The organism is Thiopseudomonas acetoxidans, assembly GCF_030362935.1.
Classification (GTDB): Bacteria; Pseudomonadota; Gammaproteobacteria; order Pseudomonadales; family Pseudomonadaceae; genus Thiopseudomonas; species Thiopseudomonas acetoxidans.
The window spans coordinates 164,934-183,511 of sequence record NZ_JAUCDY010000001.1 but is presented as its reverse complement, the minus strand read 5'-3'; the positions used below and the strand labels follow the sequence as shown (position 1 = coordinate 183,511).

General features: G+C 48.1%; 14 protein-coding genes. 5 read left to right on the top strand and 9 right to left on the bottom strand.

The genetic code is table 11. The features are described from left to right. Positions 1-60: 60 nt before the first annotated feature. From QEZ41_RS00910 to QEZ41_RS00890, 5 genes are all read left to right on the top strand, one after another. Positions 61-1,596, top strand: a complete 1,536-nt coding sequence (locus tag QEZ41_RS00910; protein WP_289409457.1) for an RNA polymerase factor sigma-54 — start codon at positions 61-63, stop codon at positions 1,594-1,596. A 76-nt stretch (positions 1,597-1,672) separates the two neighbouring features. Then, positions 1,673-1,975, top strand: a complete 303-nt coding sequence (gene hpf / locus QEZ41_RS00905) for a ribosome hibernation-promoting factor, HPF/YfiA family (RefSeq protein WP_289409456.1) — start codon at positions 1,673-1,675, stop codon at positions 1,973-1,975. Positions 1,976-1,991: 16 nt separating this feature from the next. Beyond that, complete coding sequence (gene ptsN / locus QEZ41_RS00900; RefSeq protein WP_289409455.1) at positions 1,992-2,465, top strand: PTS IIA-like nitrogen regulatory protein PtsN; 474 nt, start codon at positions 1,992-1,994, stop codon at positions 2,463-2,465. Between the two features lie 2 nt (positions 2,466-2,467). Further along, entirely contained in the window at positions 2,468-3,340 is an 873-nt protein-coding gene (gene rapZ / locus QEZ41_RS00895; protein ID WP_289409452.1) for an RNase adapter RapZ, read from the top strand. Beyond that, positions 3,337-3,615: an HPr family phosphocarrier protein gene (locus QEZ41_RS00890; protein ID WP_289409451.1), complete on the top strand. Its 279-nt coding sequence runs from the start codon at positions 3,337-3,339 to the stop codon at positions 3,613-3,615. Before rapZ ends, QEZ41_RS00890 begins: the two co-directional genes overlap by 4 nt. Before the next feature lie 66 nt (positions 3,616-3,681). Here the strand turns inward: QEZ41_RS00890 and QEZ41_RS00885 are convergent, their stop codons facing one another. The 9 genes from QEZ41_RS00885 to QEZ41_RS00845 all read right to left on the bottom strand — a co-directional run bounded on the left by QEZ41_RS00885 (position 3,682) and on the right by QEZ41_RS00845 (position 18,496). Continuing rightward, entirely contained in the window at positions 3,682-5,247 is a 1,566-nt protein-coding gene (locus tag QEZ41_RS00885; protein WP_289409449.1) for a phosphohexomutase domain-containing protein, read from the bottom strand. Positions 5,248-5,312: 65 nt separating this feature from the next. Beyond that, positions 5,313-7,778 carry a glycogen/starch/alpha-glucan phosphorylase gene (locus QEZ41_RS00880; protein ID WP_289409447.1) on the bottom strand — a complete coding sequence of 822 codons (2,466 nt, stop codon included), beginning with the start codon at positions 7,776-7,778 and terminating at the stop codon, positions 5,313-5,315. Continuing rightward, positions 7,779-9,251: a glycogen synthase GlgA gene (gene glgA, locus QEZ41_RS00875; protein ID WP_289409445.1), complete on the bottom strand. Its 1,473-nt coding sequence runs from the start codon at positions 9,249-9,251 to the stop codon at positions 7,779-7,781. Between the two features lie 59 nt (positions 9,252-9,310). Continuing rightward, positions 9,311-11,479, bottom strand: coding sequence for a 1,4-alpha-glucan branching protein GlgB (gene glgB / locus QEZ41_RS00870; protein WP_289409443.1), 2,169 nt, complete (start codon positions 11,477-11,479; stop codon positions 9,311-9,313). Positions 11,480-11,492: 13 nt separating this feature from the next. Further along, positions 11,493-12,836 (bottom strand): 4-alpha-glucanotransferase, encoded by a 1,344-nt coding sequence (gene malQ, locus QEZ41_RS00865; protein ID WP_289409442.1) that lies wholly within the window; start codon positions 12,834-12,836, stop codon positions 11,493-11,495. Positions 12,837-12,871: 35 nt separating this feature from the next. Then, complete coding sequence (locus tag QEZ41_RS00860; RefSeq protein ID WP_289409440.1) at positions 12,872-14,551, bottom strand: glycoside hydrolase family 57 protein; 1,680 nt, start codon at positions 14,549-14,551, stop codon at positions 12,872-12,874. 99 nt (positions 14,552-14,650) lie between these two features. Then, a complete protein-coding gene (gene glgC / locus QEZ41_RS00855) occupies positions 14,651-15,916 on the bottom strand; it encodes a glucose-1-phosphate adenylyltransferase (protein WP_289409438.1) in 1,266 nt (421 codons plus the stop codon). Positions 15,917-15,978: 62 nt separating this feature from the next. Next, positions 15,979-16,929 carry a glucokinase gene (gene glk / locus QEZ41_RS00850; protein ID WP_289409437.1) on the bottom strand — a complete coding sequence of 317 codons (951 nt, stop codon included), beginning with the start codon at positions 16,927-16,929 and terminating at the stop codon, positions 15,979-15,981. A gap of 145 nt (positions 16,930-17,074) precedes the next feature. Then, entirely contained in the window at positions 17,075-18,496 is a 1,422-nt protein-coding gene (locus QEZ41_RS00845) for an aspartate ammonia-lyase (protein WP_289409436.1), read from the bottom strand. Between the last annotated feature and the right edge of the window lie 82 nt (positions 18,497-18,578).

Sequence of the window (18,578 nt, the reverse complement as noted above, 5' to 3'; positions counted from 1 at the left end):
ATATCTTGCTATAGAATATAAAAAACCATCGATGCGCCTAAGGAGATATGTGTTCACATTATGAGAGCCTCACTGGTTTTAAAAATGGGCCAGCAACTGACGATGACGCCGCAGTTGCAGCAAGCCATTCGACTTTTGCAGATGTCTACCTTGGATTTACAAGCTGAAATCCAAGAAGCACTTGACTCTAACCCAATGTTGGAGCGAGAAGAGGAAGGCGCCGAGCATGAGCAGCTAAGCCTTGCTGATTTCAACTCGAACGATAATCCTGAGCTTAGCCAAGTAACTCATTCGCATCACGAACACAGCACTGCCACGCAAGCGGCGAATGATAGCCAAGAAAACACTAACCCGGACTATCCTGATGCAAGCGCTAGCGAGTGGGCAGACCAAATCCCCGCTGAGCTTTCTATCGATACCTCTTGGGAAGATGTATACCAATCCAGCGCCAGCAACTTACCCGCCTCAAACAGCGAAGACTGGGATTTCACTGCGACAACCGCCAGCAATACCAACCTGCGCGACCACTTGTTGTGGCAGCTTAATGTCGCCAAACTTGAACCCAGAGACGAGTATATTGCGCGTACGCTCATTGATGCTATAGGTGACGACGGCTACCTAGAAGAGTCGCTACCTGGGCTGCTCGAAGGCTTTATGCCAGAGCTACAGGTCACACTGGACGACCTTGAAACCGTATTGATACGCGTGCAGGAATTTGAACCCACTGGCATAGGGGCGCGCAATCTAGGTGAGTGCTTAGTTTTACAGTTAAAAAGCCTGCCATCTGATACACCTTGGTTAGACAAAGCAATCATTCTCTGCCAAAAACACTTGGATTTACTCGGCAGTAAAGATTACCAACGTCTTATGCGGGCGATGCGGATTAACGAAGATGAACTGCGTAGCATTGTGCAGCTCATCCAAACACTGGACCCACGCCCTGGTTCAAGCATTGAAACCTCTGAGGCCGAGTATATTGTTCCAGATGTCATAGTACGTAAAGACAAAAACCGCTGGGTAGTCGAGCTCAATCCAGAAATCGCACCTAAACTCAGCATCAACTCACTTTATGCCAGCTATGTACGGCGTGCCGATAACAGTACGGACAATACCTTTATGCGCAACCAATTACAGGAAGCGCGCTGGTTTATCCGCAGCCTACAAAGCCGTCACGAAACGCTGTTAAAGGTATCTACAGAAATACTACAACGGCAAATTGATTTCTTTGAACACGGGCCCGAGGCCATGAAGCCCATGGTGCTAGCCGATATTGCCGAAGCCATCGAAATGCATGAGTCGACCATCTCAAGAGCGACCACACAAAAATACATGCACACGCCAAGAGGTATTTTTGAGCTTAAATACTTTTTTTCCAGTCACGTCAGTACGGCACAGGGCGGGGAATGCTCGTCCACTGCGATTCGCGCCATTATCGAGAAGCTCGTCGCAGCGGAAAACCCCAAAAAACCACTCAGCGACAGTAAAATCGCAGCACTTTTAGAAGAGCAGGGTATACAGGTTGCGCGACGCACCATTGCCAAGTATCGCGAAGCACTTGGAATCCCTTCATCGACTGAACGCAAACAATTACTCTAAACTTATACTGTTAAATCACCCCGTTTTATTTTGTTTACAGTACACTATACGAAGTATCTAAACTAAGGAGTTCACCATGCAAATTACCATCACGGGCCATCAACTGGACATCACTGACGCCATGCGCGAATACGTTAATAACAAGTTTTCACGCTTAGAACGTCACTTCGACAAGATCACCAGTATTCGTGTAACCATGAGCGTGGAAAAGATTAACCAAAAAGTTGATGCAACCATCCTAATCGCCGGTGGCGATGTCAATGCTAACGCTGAGCATGAAGACATGTATGCAGCCATTGACCTCTTGGTTGATAAACTGGATCGTCAGCTGCTTAAGCACAAAGAAAAACAGCTTGACCGCCAAAAGGGTGCTAATTAGCGAGCGCTTATACTCAATGATTCAATTAGAGCAAATCCTGACTCCCGGCCGTTCCCAAGTGAACGTGCCAGGAGGCAGTAAAAAGAAAATCCTAGAACACATCGCCAAACTGTTAGCCAATGATTGCGCCGAGCTTGATGAATACAGCTTACTCGACAGCCTCATTGCGCGCGAAAGGTTGGGCTCTACAGGCTTTGGCAATGGTATAGCCATTCCCCATTGCCGCTTGATAGGTTGCACCCAACCCATCGGTGCACTACTGCATTTAGAAAACCCAATAGACTTTGACGCCATCGACGGTGCACCCGTAGATTTACTCTTTGTTTTATTAGTGCCTGAAACAGCAACCGATGAACACTTGGAGCTATTACGACAAATAGCGTCTATTTTCGATCGCGACGATATTCGCGAGCGCCTGCGTCAGTCAGCCGATGCCGAATCTCTTTATCAAGCGTTTTTAGCCGGCCAAGCAGAAACAGGAGTTAAATAGCTATGCGTTTGGTTATTGTTAGCGGTCGCTCAGGCTCGGGCAAAAGTACTGCTTTAGACGTTTTAGAAGATAACGACTATTACTGCATTGATAACCTACCCGCCACATTATTACTTGAGCTGGTCGAGCGTACTTTACTCAATCCTGACATGCTGTATCCGCAGATTGCTGTATCTATTGATGCGCGTAACCAGCCTTATCAGCTTGAACGTTTCCCTGAACTACTCGCCGACCTAAGAGCACGTCATATTCAGTGTGATTTATTATTCTTGGATGCCAATGACGAAACTCTACTTAAGCGTTTCTCTGAAACCCGAAGACGCCACCCACTGACCAATGATACGCGCTCACTACCCGAAGCCATTGCCGATGAAAAAAGACTGCTGGAGCCCATCATCGACTTGGCCGATCTCTGCATTGATACCACGCACTTAAATCTGTACCAACTACGCGACATTATTAAACTGCGCTTACTCGACAAACCCGAGCCGGGCACAGCCTTTTTAATTGAGTCCTTTGGTTTCAAGCGCGGCGTACCGGTCGATGCTGATGTGATTTTTGATATGCGCTGCCTCGCCAACCCCTACTGGATTCCTGAACTAAGAGGTTATAGCGGACTGGATAAGCCGGTGATTGATTATCTGCGCGATCAGCCTGAAGCAGAAGAAATGTATCAAGATCTCTATAGCTATCTCAGCAAGTGGTTACCACGTTTTGCAGCCAGTAATCGCGCGTATGTGACCGTGGGTATTGGCTGTACCGGTGGACAACACCGCTCTGTGTATATGACCGAACGCCTAGGTGCCGCTTTGCGCAAAAAACTGAAAAACGTACAAATTCGCCACCGCGATGTTGTACGACTCGATAGCCAATGAGCAAGCACTGCTGCGTTGTCACCATCAGCAACAAGCGCGGACTGCACGCCCGTGCTTCAGCCAAACTGGCTACGCTAGCGAATAAATTCCCCTGTCAGGTCAGTATTGGTCATACCACTGAGCAACTTAGAAACGCCAAAAACATTCTTGAAGTGATGATGCTTGCCGCCAGTCCTGGCACTCAGCTGTACCTCTGCGCCGAAGGTGAGCAAGCCGAACCTGCGCTAGCTCAGTTAGTGGAGCTCATTGAAGCCAAATTTGCTGAAGATGCTTAAGTAAGTACTCCCTGCAAAACCACTAGTCGCCTCTGCAAAATGCAACTTTTACGGCGCGTTAGTCTATTAAAGCACCGACGACAGAAGCTGCTTGGCTTCATCTATTAAACGCTGCAAATGGGCTTGGCTAATAAAACTTTCAGCGTAAATCTTATACAACGCTTCAGTGCCGCTAGGTCTTGCCGCGAACCAGCCGTTTTGCGTCACCACTTTAATGCCACCAATAGAAGCTTGATTACCAGGCGCCTGCGTCAGCACACTGATGATTTTCTCGCCTGCCAATTCGGTCTGGTTAATCGACGCTGCTGTGAGCTGTTTAAAGGCCGCCTTCTGCTCGACTGTAGCTGGGGCATCTATACGCTGATAGACCGGCGTACCATGCTTTTTCTCCAGCAACGCATAGTATTCAGAAGGCAGTAAGCCAGTGACCGCAGTAATTTCCGCTGCTAATAAACACAATACAATACCGTCTTTGTCGGTCGACCAAGGCTTTGCGTCAAACGTGACTAAGCTGGCTCCAGCACTTTCTTCACCGCCAAAAGCCAGCCAACCTTCATGCAAGCCCTCAACAAACCATTTAAAACCAACCGGCACTTCATAGAGTGTGCGCCCGTGACTGGCCACGATACGATCCATCATGGAGCTGGTCACCAAAGTTTTACCGATCTTAAGCGCTTTACTCCAGCCCTCTCTATGCGCGATCAGGTAATCAACACAAACGCACAAAAAATGGTTCGGGTTCATCAAGCCCGCCGCATCCACTATGCCATGGCGGTCCGCATCAGGATCATTACCAAAAGCCAAATCATAGTCGTGGCGGATGTCCAGTAAATTAGCCATGGCGGCTGTACTGGAGCAATCCATACGAATGCGCCCATCGTGGTCGGGCGGCATAAAAGCAAAGCTATCATCAATGACAGGGTTGGTGACGCTAATGCCCAGACTCTCATCCTGCGCCAGCACTTGCCAGACGGGCAAGGCACTGCCACCCATAGGGTCAGCGCCAATTCTTAGTTTAGCGCGGCGGATAGCAGTCATATCAACAACCTTAGCCAGCTCGGCCACATACTCACCCACATAGTCATACTCAGTAACCTGCGCTAACGCTGCCGCAAACTCCAGTTGACGTACCTTGGTACAACCCTGCAACAAATAGTCATTGGCACGCTGCTGTATCCAGTCCGTCACCTCTGTATCTGCGGGCCCACCATTGGCTGGGTTGTATTTAATCCCACCATCTTCAGGGGGATTATGCGACGGCGTAATGATCAAGCCATCGGCCTGAGCAGCGGGTTGTGTGGCGTTGTAGGCTAAAATAGCGCGACTAATCAAGGGCGTTGCCGTAACCAGGTTGTCTTTGGCTACGCGCACATCGACCTGATTGGCTACCAGCACTGATACCACGGTTTGCCAAGCAGGACGTGATAATGCGTGGGTATCTAGACCTAAAAACAATGGGCCATTAATGCCCTGCTGGTGCCGGTAATCGGCAACTGCTTGAGCGATAGCCAGCAAATGTTGTTCGTTAAATGTGCCGGACAACGCTGAACCACGATGGCCTGAGGTGCCAAACGACACCTGTTTGCTTTTGTCAGAAAAATCGATACTTAGATTTAAATAGGCATTCAGCATAGTGATAAAACTCTAGAAAATATCAGAACGGGTGCGAGCCTAGCGCTCACACCCTTACCCAATAACTACTTGACTGCAATCTTGGGCAGCTTCCAGATTTCATCGTTGTATTGCTCCATGGTTCTATCCGTAGAGAACACACTACTACGCGCTGTGTTAAGAATACTCAGAGTCGTCCAGTGCTCTTTATCCTGATAGGCATCAGCAGCTTTGGCTTGCATATCAACATAGCTGCGAAAATCTGCTAATACCATCCACTGGTCGTGATGCGTTTTCAGTGATGCAATAATGTCGTTGAAGATGCCTGGCTCATGCTGGTTAAAATGCCCGACTTCCAGCAAGCGCATTACAGCCTGCAAGTCATGATCATTATCGATGTAATCCTGCGGGTTATAACGTCCAGCTTTTGCCAAGGCTTGATCCGCAGTGAGACCGAAGAGGAAGAAGTTTTCTTCACCAACCGCCTCACGGATTTCAACGTTGGCACCGTCTAACGTGCCGATAGTCAATGCACCGTTCATCATGAACTTCATATTGCCCGTGCCCGACGCTTCTTTACCCGCAGTAGAAATCTGCTCTGATAAGTCGGTCCCCGGTGCAATCACTTCCATGCTCGACACACTGTAGTTAGGGATAAAGACCACTTTGAGCTTATCACCCACATCCGGATCATTATTCACTACTTTGGCGATGTTATTGATAAGCTTGATAACTAGCTTAGCCATGTCATAACCGGGCGCTGCTTTACCACCAAAAATCATTACGCGGTTGGTCCAGTTATCAGTATCGCCACGTTTAATACGGTTATACAAATGGATGATATGCAGTGCGTTCAATAGCTGACGTTTGTACTCATGAATACGTTTAACCTGCACGTCAAACATTGAGTTGGGATCAACCTTGATATTAACCTCCCGCTTAATCAACTCAGCCAAACGCTGTTTGTTTTGCAGCTTAATATCGTCCCACTTCTTGCGGAAAGCTTTATTAGTCAGCTGTTTCTCTAACTTGCTCAGCTGGCTAAGATCAGTGACCCACGACTCACCTATGGTTTTATCTAACAATTGACGCAAACCTGGGTTAGCTGCAGCCATCCAACGACGCTGAGTTACGCCATTGGTTTTGTTATTAAACTTATGCGGCCATAGCTGATAAAAATCATTAAACAAGCCTTCTTTCAACAGCTGTGAGTGCAGTGCAGCAACACCATTAACCGAGAAGCTACCGGCAATAGCGAGGTATGCCATACGTACTTCGCCTTGCCCGCCAAGAATAGACATGCGACGCTGGCGATCGATATCACCTGGCCATTTCATGGCAACCTGAGCAAGGAAACGGCGGTTGATTTCTTCAATAATTTGCATCGGACGTGGCAGCAAGCGATTCATCAGCGCTGCTGGCCATGTTTCTAGCGCTTCAGGCAGTAATGTATGGTTGGTATAGGCCATCGTTGTGGTAACAATAGCCCACGCTTCATCCCAGCTTAGGCGCTTTTCATCGACCAAAATGCGCATTAGCTCAGCTACAGCTAAGCTTGGGTGGGTGTCATTCAGCTGGAAAACGTTTCTCTCGGCAAAGTTATCATAGCTGTCGTTATGGCGCTCCCAGTTGGCCACGATGTCTTGCAGACTGGCGGAGACTAAGAAGTACTGCTGGCGCAAACGCAGCTCTTTACCACTTTCGCTACTATCGTTGGGATAGAGCACCATCGTGATATTTTCTGCTTCGTTTTTCGCGGCCACAGCCTCAAAATAAGAGCCCTGGTTAAACTCAGTGAGCTTAAAGTCTTCGGCAGCGGACGCATCCCACAAGCGCAGGGTGTTAACCGTTTTGTTTTTGTAGCCTGGAATTGGTACATCAAACGGCATGGCCAACACTTCTTCAGCATCTTCCCAGTGCACAATCAGCAGTCCGGTTTTAGGATTGACATAGGATCGGCAATAACCACCAAATTTGACGATACGTGTGTACTCAGAGCGCTTCAGCTCCCACGGATAAGCACCAAAACCTAGCCAATGATCCGGTTCTTCAATCTGAAAGCCGTCTTTGATAATCTGGCGAAACATGCCGTACTCATAACGCAAACCATAGCCCATTACGGGCAACTGCAACGTAGCGCAACTGTCAATAAAGCACGCGGCCAAACGACCCAAACCACCATTACCCAAGCCGGCATCAATCTCTAACTGCTCAACTTCTTCCAACTCTAAGCCCAGCTTTTCCAACGCCTCACCGATTTCACCCTCAATGCCAAGGTTTAATAGGTTGTTGCGCAATGAGCGACCAATCAAAAACTCCATCGACAAGTAATAACCACGCTTAGGACTCTGGCTTTGGTAGCTATCCCAGGTTTTTTTCCAGTTCTCTACTAAACGGTCACGCACTATATAAATAAGCGCTGTAAGCTGATATTCATCTTTTGAAGTAAGCTCGCGCCCTAAGTGATAACGCAAGTAATGCATAAAGTCGCGCTCTAGCGTATCAACATCACTCATAATTTCTTTTGTAGCTACCGCTTTTTGCTTAACCATTTAAATTTCCTTTGTAAATAATTGAATATATTTCTGCGCACTCTGCTGCCAATCAAAGTTCTGGCTCATACCGTTTTTCTGGATTTGCTGCCATGCTCTTGGCTTGCTATAGAGAAACAATGCGTGCTCAATTGTTGAGCGTAACGCGTGTATTGTTGGGTCATAAAACACAAAGCCCGTTGCTGTTTTATCGGCGACATTCTCTTCGCTAGCATTAACCACCGTATCAATTAGACCACCGGTGTAATGCACAATGGGCGGGGTTCCATAAGCAAGACTGTACATTTGATTCAGCCCACAGGGCTCAAAGCGTGAAGGCATCAAGAACATATCTGCTCCTGCTTCAACCTGATGCGCTAAGGGCTCTGAATAGCCAATATGCACAAAAACCCGTTCTGGATAAGCCTCGGCTAGTGCACGAAAATCATCTTCATAATGCTCTTCACCTGCACCCACCAAAACAAAATTTACTGCGTGTTTTTCTAGTAATTCGGGGATTACCTGGGTAATGAGATCAACCCCCTTTTGCGTCACCAAGCGCCCAATAAAGCCTATCAGCGGCTCAGTTAGACGTGACTCGACGTCCTTAACACCCAGTTGATGTAACAAGGCCGCTTTATTGCGTTTCTTTTGGCTAACTCTTCCGCTAGTTACTGAGTAGTTAAATTCAATATGTGGATCGGTTTGTGGATTCCACTGCTCGGTGTCTATGCCATTTAGAATGCCTACCAAACGACCCTCGGCTCTGCGCTGTTGCATTATTGGGGCAAAACCATAGGCGTACTCTGTAGTACATATTTCTTGCGCATAGGTAGGACTGACGGTAGTTACCCAATCAGAATACATAATGCCCGCTTTGAGCATGGATATTTGCCCATAGTACTCAATACCTTCAGCAGTCCACCACGGCAAAGGCATCCACATGCTGTCAAATAAAGACTTAGGGAAGTAACCCGCGTAAGCCATATTATGAATAGTGAATAGCGTTTTAGGTCGCTGCGTTTCCTCGCTTAAAAACGCGGCCACCAAACCAGTTTGCCAATCATTGGCATGCACAGCATCGGCGCGCCAGTTAAGTCCTGCACGGTCCATAGCAATTTCAGCTACCGCACGCGAAAAAACCGCAAAGCGCTCACCGTTATCCCACCAGTCACTGCCATCTTGGGCAAGATAAGGATTACCGGGGCGTTGAAACAGCTCTGGAATATCTAACAGCAGCACCTCTGTCCCCACTTCTGCTACCTGTACGCTAAGCACGCGCACATGGAGCAAGCGTCCTGCTCCACCCACAGAAAACTCTGCCAACAGTTGCTGCTCAGGGTATTTCTCCAACACCGCCTGATAGGCTGGCATAACTAGCCGCACTGTGTGACCAAGCTGAGCCATAGCCTTGGGTAAGCTACCGGATACGTCAGCCAAGCCGCCGGTTTTTATTAGGGGGTGCGCCTCTGATGTTGCAAATAAAATATTCATCTGTATTCCAGTTTCAAAATCCTTAAGTGAGCAAGTTTTATACGTATTAGGCAACGTATCTAATCGGTGCGTTTAAATACTACGCACCCCAGTGGCGGCAATGTCAGGCTCGCCGAAACGGGGCGATTCATCCATGGATGTTGTTGACTATCTACAGCACCGTTATTACCTAGGTTACTGCCACCATAGAGGTGTGAGTCCGAGTTAAACACTTCTTGATAACGCCCTGCTTGGGGCAATCCTATGCGATAGCGGTAGCGTGGCACTGGGGTAAAGTTAAACACACACACCAGCGTCTCACCGTCTGCATGACGCTCAAAGCTTAAAATGGACTGACTGTAATCATGGCAATCAACCCAACTAAAACCACGTGGTTCAAAGTCATACTTATGCAACGCTTCCTCAACCTGATAGAGCTGATTAAGCCGACGCACAAGTTGCATCACGCCGCGATGATTTGGGTAGTCCGTCAAATGCCAAGGCAAGCCAATTGCCTCATTCCACTCGGTCCATTGGCCAAAATCACAGCCCATAAATAACAGCTTTTTGCCCGGGTGCAGCCATTGATAGCTTAATAACAAACGCAAATTAGCCATTTTCTGCCAGTCATCACCCGGCATTTTTTGCGCCAGCGCACCTTTCATATGCACTACTTCATCATGGGAAAACGGCAGAATAAAGTTTTCTGTGTAGGCGTACATCTGACTAAATGTAAGCTGGTTATGGTGAAAAGGTCGGTATACGGGATCTTTTTCAAAGTAATCCAGCGTGTCATTCATCCAGCCCATATTCCACTTCATGGAGAAGCCCAAGCCACCCATCCAAGTAGGACGCGACACCATCGGCCATGAAGTAGATTCTTCTGCCATTACTAAAGTGCCCGGGTGCTGGCTATGCACCTCAGCGTTAAGCTGCTGCAAGAAAGCTATGGCATCAAGGTTTTCACGCCCACCATATTTATTTGGCAGCCAATCACCTTCTTCGCGTGAATAATCCAGATACAGCATAGAAGCCACCGCATCCACGCGCAAACCGTCAATATGAAACTCTTTAAGCCAGTACAGTGCGTTAGCGATTAAGAAATTACGCACTTCGTTACGACCAAAATTGAAAATATAAGTACCCCAGTCGCGATGTTCGCCTAAACGTGCATCTGCATGCTCATAAAGCGCTGTACCATCAAAGCGGGCTAAGGCAAAAAAATCTTTAGGGAAATGAGCAGGTACCCAATCCAAAAACACGCCAATATTGTGCCGGTGGCAGTAGTCGACAAAATAACGGAAATCATCGGGTGAGCCAAAGCGGCTAGTTGGTGCAAAGTAGCCAGACGTTTGGTAGCCCCAAGAGGCATCCAGTGGGTGCTCGGTAATAGGCATCAACTCAATATGGGTATAACCCATCCACACCACATACTCAACTAAACGATGCGCGATTTCACGATAGTTTAAAAAACCACCGGCATCATTGCGCTGCCATGAACCGAGATGCACTTCGTAAATACTAACGGGTTTATGTGGCCAATCAAAACTAGCACGCCGCTCAAGCCAACTCTGATCCTGCCATTGATGCTGCGAGTCAAAGACATAACACGCCGTTTGTGGGCGCATTTCCATGCCGCGCGCATAGGGGTCAGCTTTACTAAACACATCACCCGTGGTGCTGTTGCGGATTTCAAACTTATACTTATCACCCTGTCCCATACCGGGAATAAAGATCTCCCACACACCCGAACCACCACGATTGCGCATAGGGTGACGAAAACCATGCCAGCCGTTAAAATCACCAACCACGGATACGCGCTCTGCCGAGGGCGCCCAGACGGCAAATTGCACGCCAGGTATGCCATCGATGATTGTGGTCTGTGCGCCTAAATGCTCATAAATTTGCCAATGCTGCCCTTCAGCAAATAGGTGCAGATCTAGCTCGCCGAGCAAGGGCTCAAACGAATACGGCGACACTTGACTATAGGTTGAGCCGTTATAGTCATCCCAATGCACATCATAGTGGCGTGGTAAGGCTTTAAACTCTTTGCTGCTGAGTGTCAGCGTAAATAAACCGCTATCGGTTAAACGCTGCATAGGGAATCTATTTTCAAGCCGTACTTGCTTAGCAGTAGGCATCCAGACGCGAATTTCCCACTCTTTACCTACAGAGTGGGCTCCTAGAATTTGAAAGGGATCATGTAAGCGTCCCTGCTCTAAGCGCTCTACTAATGCTTTATCTATCATTACTTCACCTACTTTAGCTGGGCAGTCGGCCTGATTGCTCTACCCAGTAACGAATACGCTGATCCAACCCTTCGGGCAATTGCGACCATTGAAACTGCCAATGCCAGTTATTTTCTGTGGTGCCTGGTGTGTTCATCCGATGCTCGGAACCCAATCCCAGCCAATCCTGCATAGGAACGATAACCCGCTCAGCCACTGAACGCAGTCCTGTCACTATCAGTGCCAAAGGCATTTCTTTAACGTCCTGTGCAACTTGGCTCAACATCCACTCACGCGTACCGGGATGTAAGCTGTGCAGCCAGCCTAGAGTGGTATCGTTGTCATGGGTACCGGTATACACCACCGAGTTGGGCACAAGCGCATCAGGAGCATGCGGATTATCTGGCAATCCGCTAAAACCAAACTGCAAGACCGACATGCCCGGCAAGTTAAACTGCTCCTTCAAAGCAATGACTTCCGGCGTAATAACCCCCAAGTCCTCAGCGACTAACGGCAGCGAAGGGAACACTTGTTGCAAGCGCTCAAGCAGCTGTGCGCCCGGTGCCTTAACCCAACGCCCATTGATAGCCGTGGGCTCATTAACATCAATTTCCCAGCTGGCTTCCAAGCCGCGAAAGTGATCAATGCGTACTAAATCAAACAACTCCAGTGCTGCCTCGATACGGCAACACCACCACTTAAAGTTATCCTGCTGCATAACCGGCCAGTTATAGTGCGGGTTACCCCAACGTTGACCTGTTTCGGAAAAATAATCTGGCGGCACTCCCGTGACTACTGTCGGGTTTAGGTTCTCATCCAGCTTAAATTGCTCAGGCTGTTTCCACACCTCAACACTGTCATAGGCGACAAAAATCGGCATATCACCAAAAATTTTTATACCTCTGCTATTGGCATCCTGTTTGAGCTCATGCCAGATGGATAGCAAACCAAACTGTTCTTTTTTGAAATGTAATAAACGATCGTGGTGCTCTTCAGCTGCTTGCTGCAGGGCTTTAGGTTCACGCAAGCGATAGACGGAGGGCCAAGCTGACCAGGCGCTGTGGTGGAATTTCTCACGCAGCACCATAAATAAAGCATAGTCTTCCAGCCATAAGGGCGGCTGCGCCAAAAACTTAGCAAAATCACGTTCTTCCAACCGTTCTTCCCAGTCTGTAGGCAAAAGCCGTGGATTCAGAGCGAAAGCTGACAAACTATGGTAGGGCGATAAATCATCGTGCGGTGCTGTTAATGGCAACACCTGCCAAATAGACAGTCCGGATTTCTGCATCCAGTCTAAAAACCACCAAGCATTATCATCCAACACACCGTTGGGCAAAGATGTGGGGTGTAAAAGTACTCCTGCTGTTCGGACTGTCATCACGTACCTCTTATATCCTTAATGTGTACTATTAATTAGCTACGGCGCATCGTGCCGGAGTTTTCCATGCTGCCACCACCTGAAGAGATGGGTTGTTGTAAAATTTCAGGAGGTTCTTCACCCAGCAACTGATACAGTTTTTCAATGTGATGACGATACAGCAGCTCAAAGTCACTGACACTTTCTGCTGGGTTATAATCACCAAACCACCAAAACCAGTCTGAACCCTCGCAAATTGCCAACTGCGTTGTAGCTGCGGCTAACTCATCCTCAGTTAAGCGATTACTTGCCTTCACACGGTCATAGGCCAATTTCGCTTCAACCAGAATATCCCAGCCAAGGTTTTTATCCTGCTCGCCAATCCATGTCGAAAATGAACCATAGACCCAGCTTCCGGCCGTAAGTACGGGCAAGCTTGTAACTGCTGCGCCCTGCTTAAGCGCCTGACTAAAGGTAGTCAGCTCAATACGCGGATGCGTAGCAAGTTTTTTATATAGCGCTGATAAAAACTCATTAGCGTTGTTAGCGTAATACTCCCATGCGTTTTCCCCATCCAACACCACACTCACTACATGCTCAGAGGCTTTAGCCCCTAAGTAGTTGCTAATGTTGACTAGGTGCTGAGCGAAATTATTTACCGCGTCCTCAACTTTCCAGCTTTTGTAATGAAAACCAATTAAATCTGACAGCCCGTCATCGCGAAAGAACATGGCGCATTTTTGTTCGGCATAACGTACTGGTCGGTAATAGGCTTGATCACAGCGCACACCATGTACAGCTGTACCAGCGTTTCTGCAGGAGTTAGCCCATACGCCTTGTCCTGTTGCGGTCCAGCTCACATCGAACTCATCCAGCAAATCAATAGCAGCAATACTGACAGCGCCTTCAGACAGCCAAATGCCCTTGGGCCGCTGCCCAAAGTGCTCTTCAAATATATCCAGACCATGCTGCATATGCCAACGCGCACGTTCCAAACCGCCAGGATAGTTGTCGTACTGTGGACCTGGTGCGTTAGGCATTACCTCACGCATGGAATCAAAGTCTAGAAGTAACGGTACAATAGGATGTCCGTAGGGCGTGGTCGACAACTCTATTTGACCTGACTCCAACAGCGCCCGATAACGGGGAATAATACCCGTCACTGCATCCTTTATTATTTGCACCAGCACTCGCTGATCGACCTCGGTAAAGCTATGCGCTTTATCCATCAGGTTCTGAATACGACTATCGCTTATGCGCAGGCTTTGTCCCATCCATGCTAGGTGATACCACATCAATAGGTCACGAAAAAAACCATCATTAAGATATAACAACATTTGCTCATAGGCTTGAGCGTCATGCATATAATTTTGGGCTATTTCGGTTAAGTAACGAAACGGGGGTAGCGTATCGATAATGGTCGGCGCATGACAGCGTTGACAGGCATCAATAATTTTTTTGCGCCCTGGCACATCAGCAGGAATAGGCAACGCCCCAGCGACAATATTGAGCAGCCAATCCTGCATGAGCTGACCTCTTTCCAGCCAGCCAGCCATTTGTCCACCGTAATCATCTAGTTGTTCCAGCAACACAGGAGCAAAGTTGACCACCACTTTTGCATTTGGGCAGTTTTCTAGGTGCGCCACCATATCGGTATAATCTTTAATGGCATGCAGGTACACCCAAGGTAAACGATACTCGCCATCCATACCATCACGATAATGTGGTTGGTGCATATGCCAACACAGAACTAATTTTATTTTCTGTTGCTCACCCACTTGATGTTCCCCCTAACAGTCGCCGACACCGGACTGCTTAAATTTATATAAGGATATCTATCGCGTAAAACGCTCGTTTTGGCCAAGCATTTCCGGCGTTACCAAAACCAAACCATTTTCATCAACTAAAAAACGTTTCGCATCTTGCTCTCGATCTTCACCTATGATTGTGCCATTGGGAATCTTCGCTCCCTTGTCAATGATAGCGTTTTGAATCCGACAATGTCTGCCTACCTCTACTTTGGGTAGTAGCACTGAGTTGGTGATACTGGTATAGCTGTGTATAAGGCAACCACTGGAGATAACCGAACGCTTAATACTGGCCCCAGAAATGATGCAACCGGCAGACACCAGCGAGTCGATTGCTTTCCCGCGACGGCTGTCATCATCAAAGGCAAACTTGGCGGGCGGCTGCTGCGCCTGATAGGTCCAAATCGGCCAGTCGCGGTCATAAAGGTTAAGTTCTGGGGTGATTGAGCACAGATCCATGCTCGCCTGCCAGTATGATTCCAGCGTACCCACATCCCGCCAATAATCCGGCTCCCCGCGTTCATTGACAAACGGATACGCTAATACATCGTACTCATCAATTACCGACGGAATAATATCTTTACCAAAATCGTGTGAAGACTCACTATCATCGTGGTCTTTAATCAGCTTCTGGAATAAAAATTCAGTGGAGAATACATAAATACCCATTGATGCCAATGCCTTGTCTGGCTTGCCCGGCATCGCCTCAGGGTCAACGGGCTTTTCCGTAAACTTGACGACTTTAAAAGCATCATCGACCGACATCACACCAAAACCAGTAGCTTCTTCACGCGGCACTTCAATACAGCCGATAGTGACATCTGCACCTGAGCTAACGTGCTCTTTAAGCATGCGGCTGTAATCCATGGAATAAATATGGTCACCGCCCAGTACCAACACATACTCAGGCTTGTGTCGGCGCAAAATATCTAAGTTTTGATACAGCGCATCCGCCGTACCTCGGTACCACTCTTTGTCCACGCGCTGCTGCGCGGGTAGCAGCTCAACAAACTCGCCAGCTTCGTAACGCATAAAGCTCCAGCCTCGCTGTACGTGGCGGATGAGTGAGTTGGACTTATACTGGGTTAATACCCCGATTTTGCGTATCCCTGAGTTCACACAGTTGGATAACACAAAATCAATAATGCGATATTTGCCGCCGAAGGGTACGGCTGGCTTAGCGCGCCACTGCGTTAAATCCTTTAGCCTGCTGCCTTCGCCACCAGCCAACACCAGCGCCAATGTTTTGCGCAAAATATCAGCAGTAGTTTTACTCTTTGTTGTGTTATCCATACCAACCTCACTTACGTAGCTTTTGAACTCAGTGGAGTAGCTCTCCACCTACACTCGTCAAATTACAATGTTTTTGCGCACATCATGGCGCCTTTCAATCCTAGCGCTGGGTCTTTAACCAAATACACCGGCATACCAGCAACCAAGTCACTCATACGTCCTTTGTCTTGCAACTTAGTTAAAAAACCCTGCTTACGCATCCAGGGTTCAAGCTTGGCACCAATGCCACCTGCGATATAGATGCCCGCATAAGCCGGCCACAGCAAGGCAAGATTGCCAATATAGGCCGCATAAATTTGTACAAACGCATTAATGGCCTTTATGGCTTCTGCTTGGCCTGCCTGCGCCCACAGCTGAATCTGCTCAGGCGCGGGCCAAGACTCTTGCTCTTTAAGCGGCAACTTGCTGAAAAAAGCATACAAAGCTTGTAATCCAGCGCCCGAGAGTAAGCGCTCATACGACAGATGACGCCAATTTTGCCACAACCACCTTTGCAACCTTTGCTGCAGCTCATTTGCCGGCGCAAAATCCATGTGCCCGCCCTCGCAAGGCTGGGGCACGAAGCCTTGTGGCGTGTTGACTACCGGAGCCACTCCCAAACCAGTACCTGCGCCGACAACCAGCCGGTTACCCTGCGGATTGAAGCTCCCTTCTTGCAGACACACCAATTGTTCAGTGCTAATGGCATCAATACCCAAAGCAGCCGCTTGAAAGTCGTTAATGAGTTTTACTTTTGCAATATCGCATTGCTGGATAATTTCTTGACTGGTTACCAACCAAGGCAAGTTTGTCAATTGCGCCTGCTCGCCCGTTACCGGTCCCGGCAAACCAAAACAAGCACTACGAAAGGAGTTAAGCTGAAAGTCGCGACAAAATTCCCGTACCACCGCAGACAAAGAATCGAACTGCTGACTGGAATAAATTTTCTCTGCCACGATAGAATTTGACTGCTGCGTATCAAAAGCAGCTAACCATGATTTTGTTCCACCTATATCGCCAGCCAGCACTAACATAAAGACCTCCAGATACAGTTAAGCATAGCATTAATAGTAAAAAACTAAAGCTAAACCTGTATAATTCTGTGGCTTATATCCGACGAAAGCAGTTGGTTTTTCAATGACTTGGGAGCGCAGAGAACCTACGCTCCCAAAGAGACAATTAAACTTTTTTCGCTACCATCCTTGGTGCAATCATATGCTCTGGCATTAAAATATCAGCCAGCATTTCCTCATCCAGTAAGTTCTCCGCTCTAATCAATTCCAACACCCCACAACCCGTATGCAATGCTTGCTTAGCAATACGGCTGGAGTTGTCGTAACCAATATAGGGATTCAAAGCCGTAACCAAACCGATGGAATGCTCCATCAGTTCTCGGCAATGCGCCTCATTAGCGGTAATCCCCACCACGCAGAACTCACGCAGCATATCCATGCCGCGGCAAACTAGGCGTACGGAATCAAACATCTTCCATGCAATCAGCGGCTCCATTACGTTTAACTGCAATTGCCCTGCTTCAGCAGCCATGGTCACCGCCAGATCATTGCCGATAATTTCAAACGCAATCTGGTTGACCGCTTCTGGAATAACAGGATTCACTTTACCCGGCATAATGGAGCTGCCCGGCTGACGCGGCGGCAGATTAATTTCATTAATACCTGTACGCGGACCACTGGAGAGCAAACGCAGGTCGTTACAGGTTTTAGACAGCTTGGTCATCAAGCGCTTAAGCAGCCCTGAAAACAACACAAAGGAGCCCATATCGTAGGTTGCTTCGACCAAATCCGCTGCTGCCTGAATAGGATGGCCGCTAATAGCTGCCAAACGTTCAACAGCAATACCTTGATAACGAGGATCCGCATTGATACCCGTCCCAATAGCTGTACCGCCAAGGTTTACCGGCGTAAACAAGTCGCTACCTAGCTTCTGAAACAAAGATAAATCTTCGCGTAAATTGTTAGCAAAGGCATGGAACTCCTGGCCCAGGGTCATGGGTACAGCATCTTGCAACTGGGTGCGCCCCATTTTCAGCACTGTTGAAAACTCATCACCTTTATCGGCAAACGCCTGAATCAGACGCTCTAGGCTAATGAGCAGATCATTCTGCCCCAACAACATTCCCACTCGAATCGCCGTTGGATAAGCATCATTGGTGGACTGCGCCATGTTTACATCATTGTTAGGGTGCAAGAATTGATATTCACCTTTTTCTTTACCCATGCTTTCTAGGCCAAGGTTAGCGATCACCTCGTTCGCATTCATATTGGTTGAGGTACCAGCACCACCTTGAATCATGTCGACGACAAACTGGTCATGATGCTGACCTTGGATAATCTGTCTACAAGCCTTAGTGATCGCTGTATGTCGCTCAGACGGCAAACAACCTAATTCATGATTCGCATCAGCTGAAGCCAGTTTAACCATCGCTAAGGCAGTCACAAAGTTCGGGTATTCTGATAGAGGAACCCCTGACAACTGGAAGTTCTCTAGGGCACGCAATGTCTGAATGCCGTAGTAGGCATCATTTGGCACAGGCAGGCTGCCTAGCAAGTCGTGCTCTAAGCGCAATGAAGTGGTTGTCATTTAAGTACAGTCCTCACTTTGTGAAAAATTTATTTCGGGGTTCAGCAGCACGCCCAGTCGAACTGCACGCTGCTGTAAAATT

Coding starts and splice junctions, on each gene's coding strand:
- QEZ41_RS00910 (WP_289409457.1), top strand. CDS start 61: ATGAGAGCCTCACTGGTTTTAAAAATGGGCCAGCAACTGACGATGACG.
- rapZ (WP_289409452.1), top strand. CDS start 2,468: ATGCGTTTGGTTATTGTTAGCGGTCGCTCAGGCTCGGGCAAAAGTACT.
- QEZ41_RS00885 (WP_289409449.1), bottom strand. CDS start 5,247: ATGCTGAATGCCTATTTAAATCTAAGTATCGATTTTTCTGACAAAAGC.
- hpf (WP_289409456.1), top strand. CDS start 1,673: ATGCAAATTACCATCACGGGCCATCAACTGGACATCACTGACGCCATG.
- glk (WP_289409437.1), bottom strand. CDS start 16,929: ATGTTAGTGCTGGCTGGCGATATAGGTGGAACAAAATCATGGTTAGCT.
- QEZ41_RS00845 (WP_289409436.1), bottom strand. CDS start 18,496: ATGACAACCACTTCATTGCGCTTAGAGCACGACTTGCTAGGCAGCCTG.
- glgA (WP_289409445.1), bottom strand. CDS start 9,251: ATGAATATTTTATTTGCAACATCAGAGGCGCACCCCCTAATAAAAACC.
- QEZ41_RS00880 (WP_289409447.1), bottom strand. CDS start 7,778: ATGGTTAAGCAAAAAGCGGTAGCTACAAAAGAAATTATGAGTGATGTT.
- QEZ41_RS00890 (WP_289409451.1), top strand. CDS start 3,337: ATGAGCAAGCACTGCTGCGTTGTCACCATCAGCAACAAGCGCGGACTG.
- ptsN (WP_289409455.1), top strand. CDS start 1,992: ATGATTCAATTAGAGCAAATCCTGACTCCCGGCCGTTCCCAAGTGAAC.
- QEZ41_RS00860 (WP_289409440.1), bottom strand. CDS start 14,551: ATGCACCAACCACATTATCGTGATGGTATGGATGGCGAGTATCGTTTA.
- glgC (WP_289409438.1), bottom strand. CDS start 15,916: ATGGATAACACAACAAAGAGTAAAACTACTGCTGATATTTTGCGCAAA.
- glgB (WP_289409443.1), bottom strand. CDS start 11,479: ATGATAGATAAAGCATTAGTAGAGCGCTTAGAGCAGGGACGCTTACAT.
- malQ (WP_289409442.1), bottom strand. CDS start 12,836: ATGACAGTCCGAACAGCAGGAGTACTTTTACACCCCACATCTTTGCCC.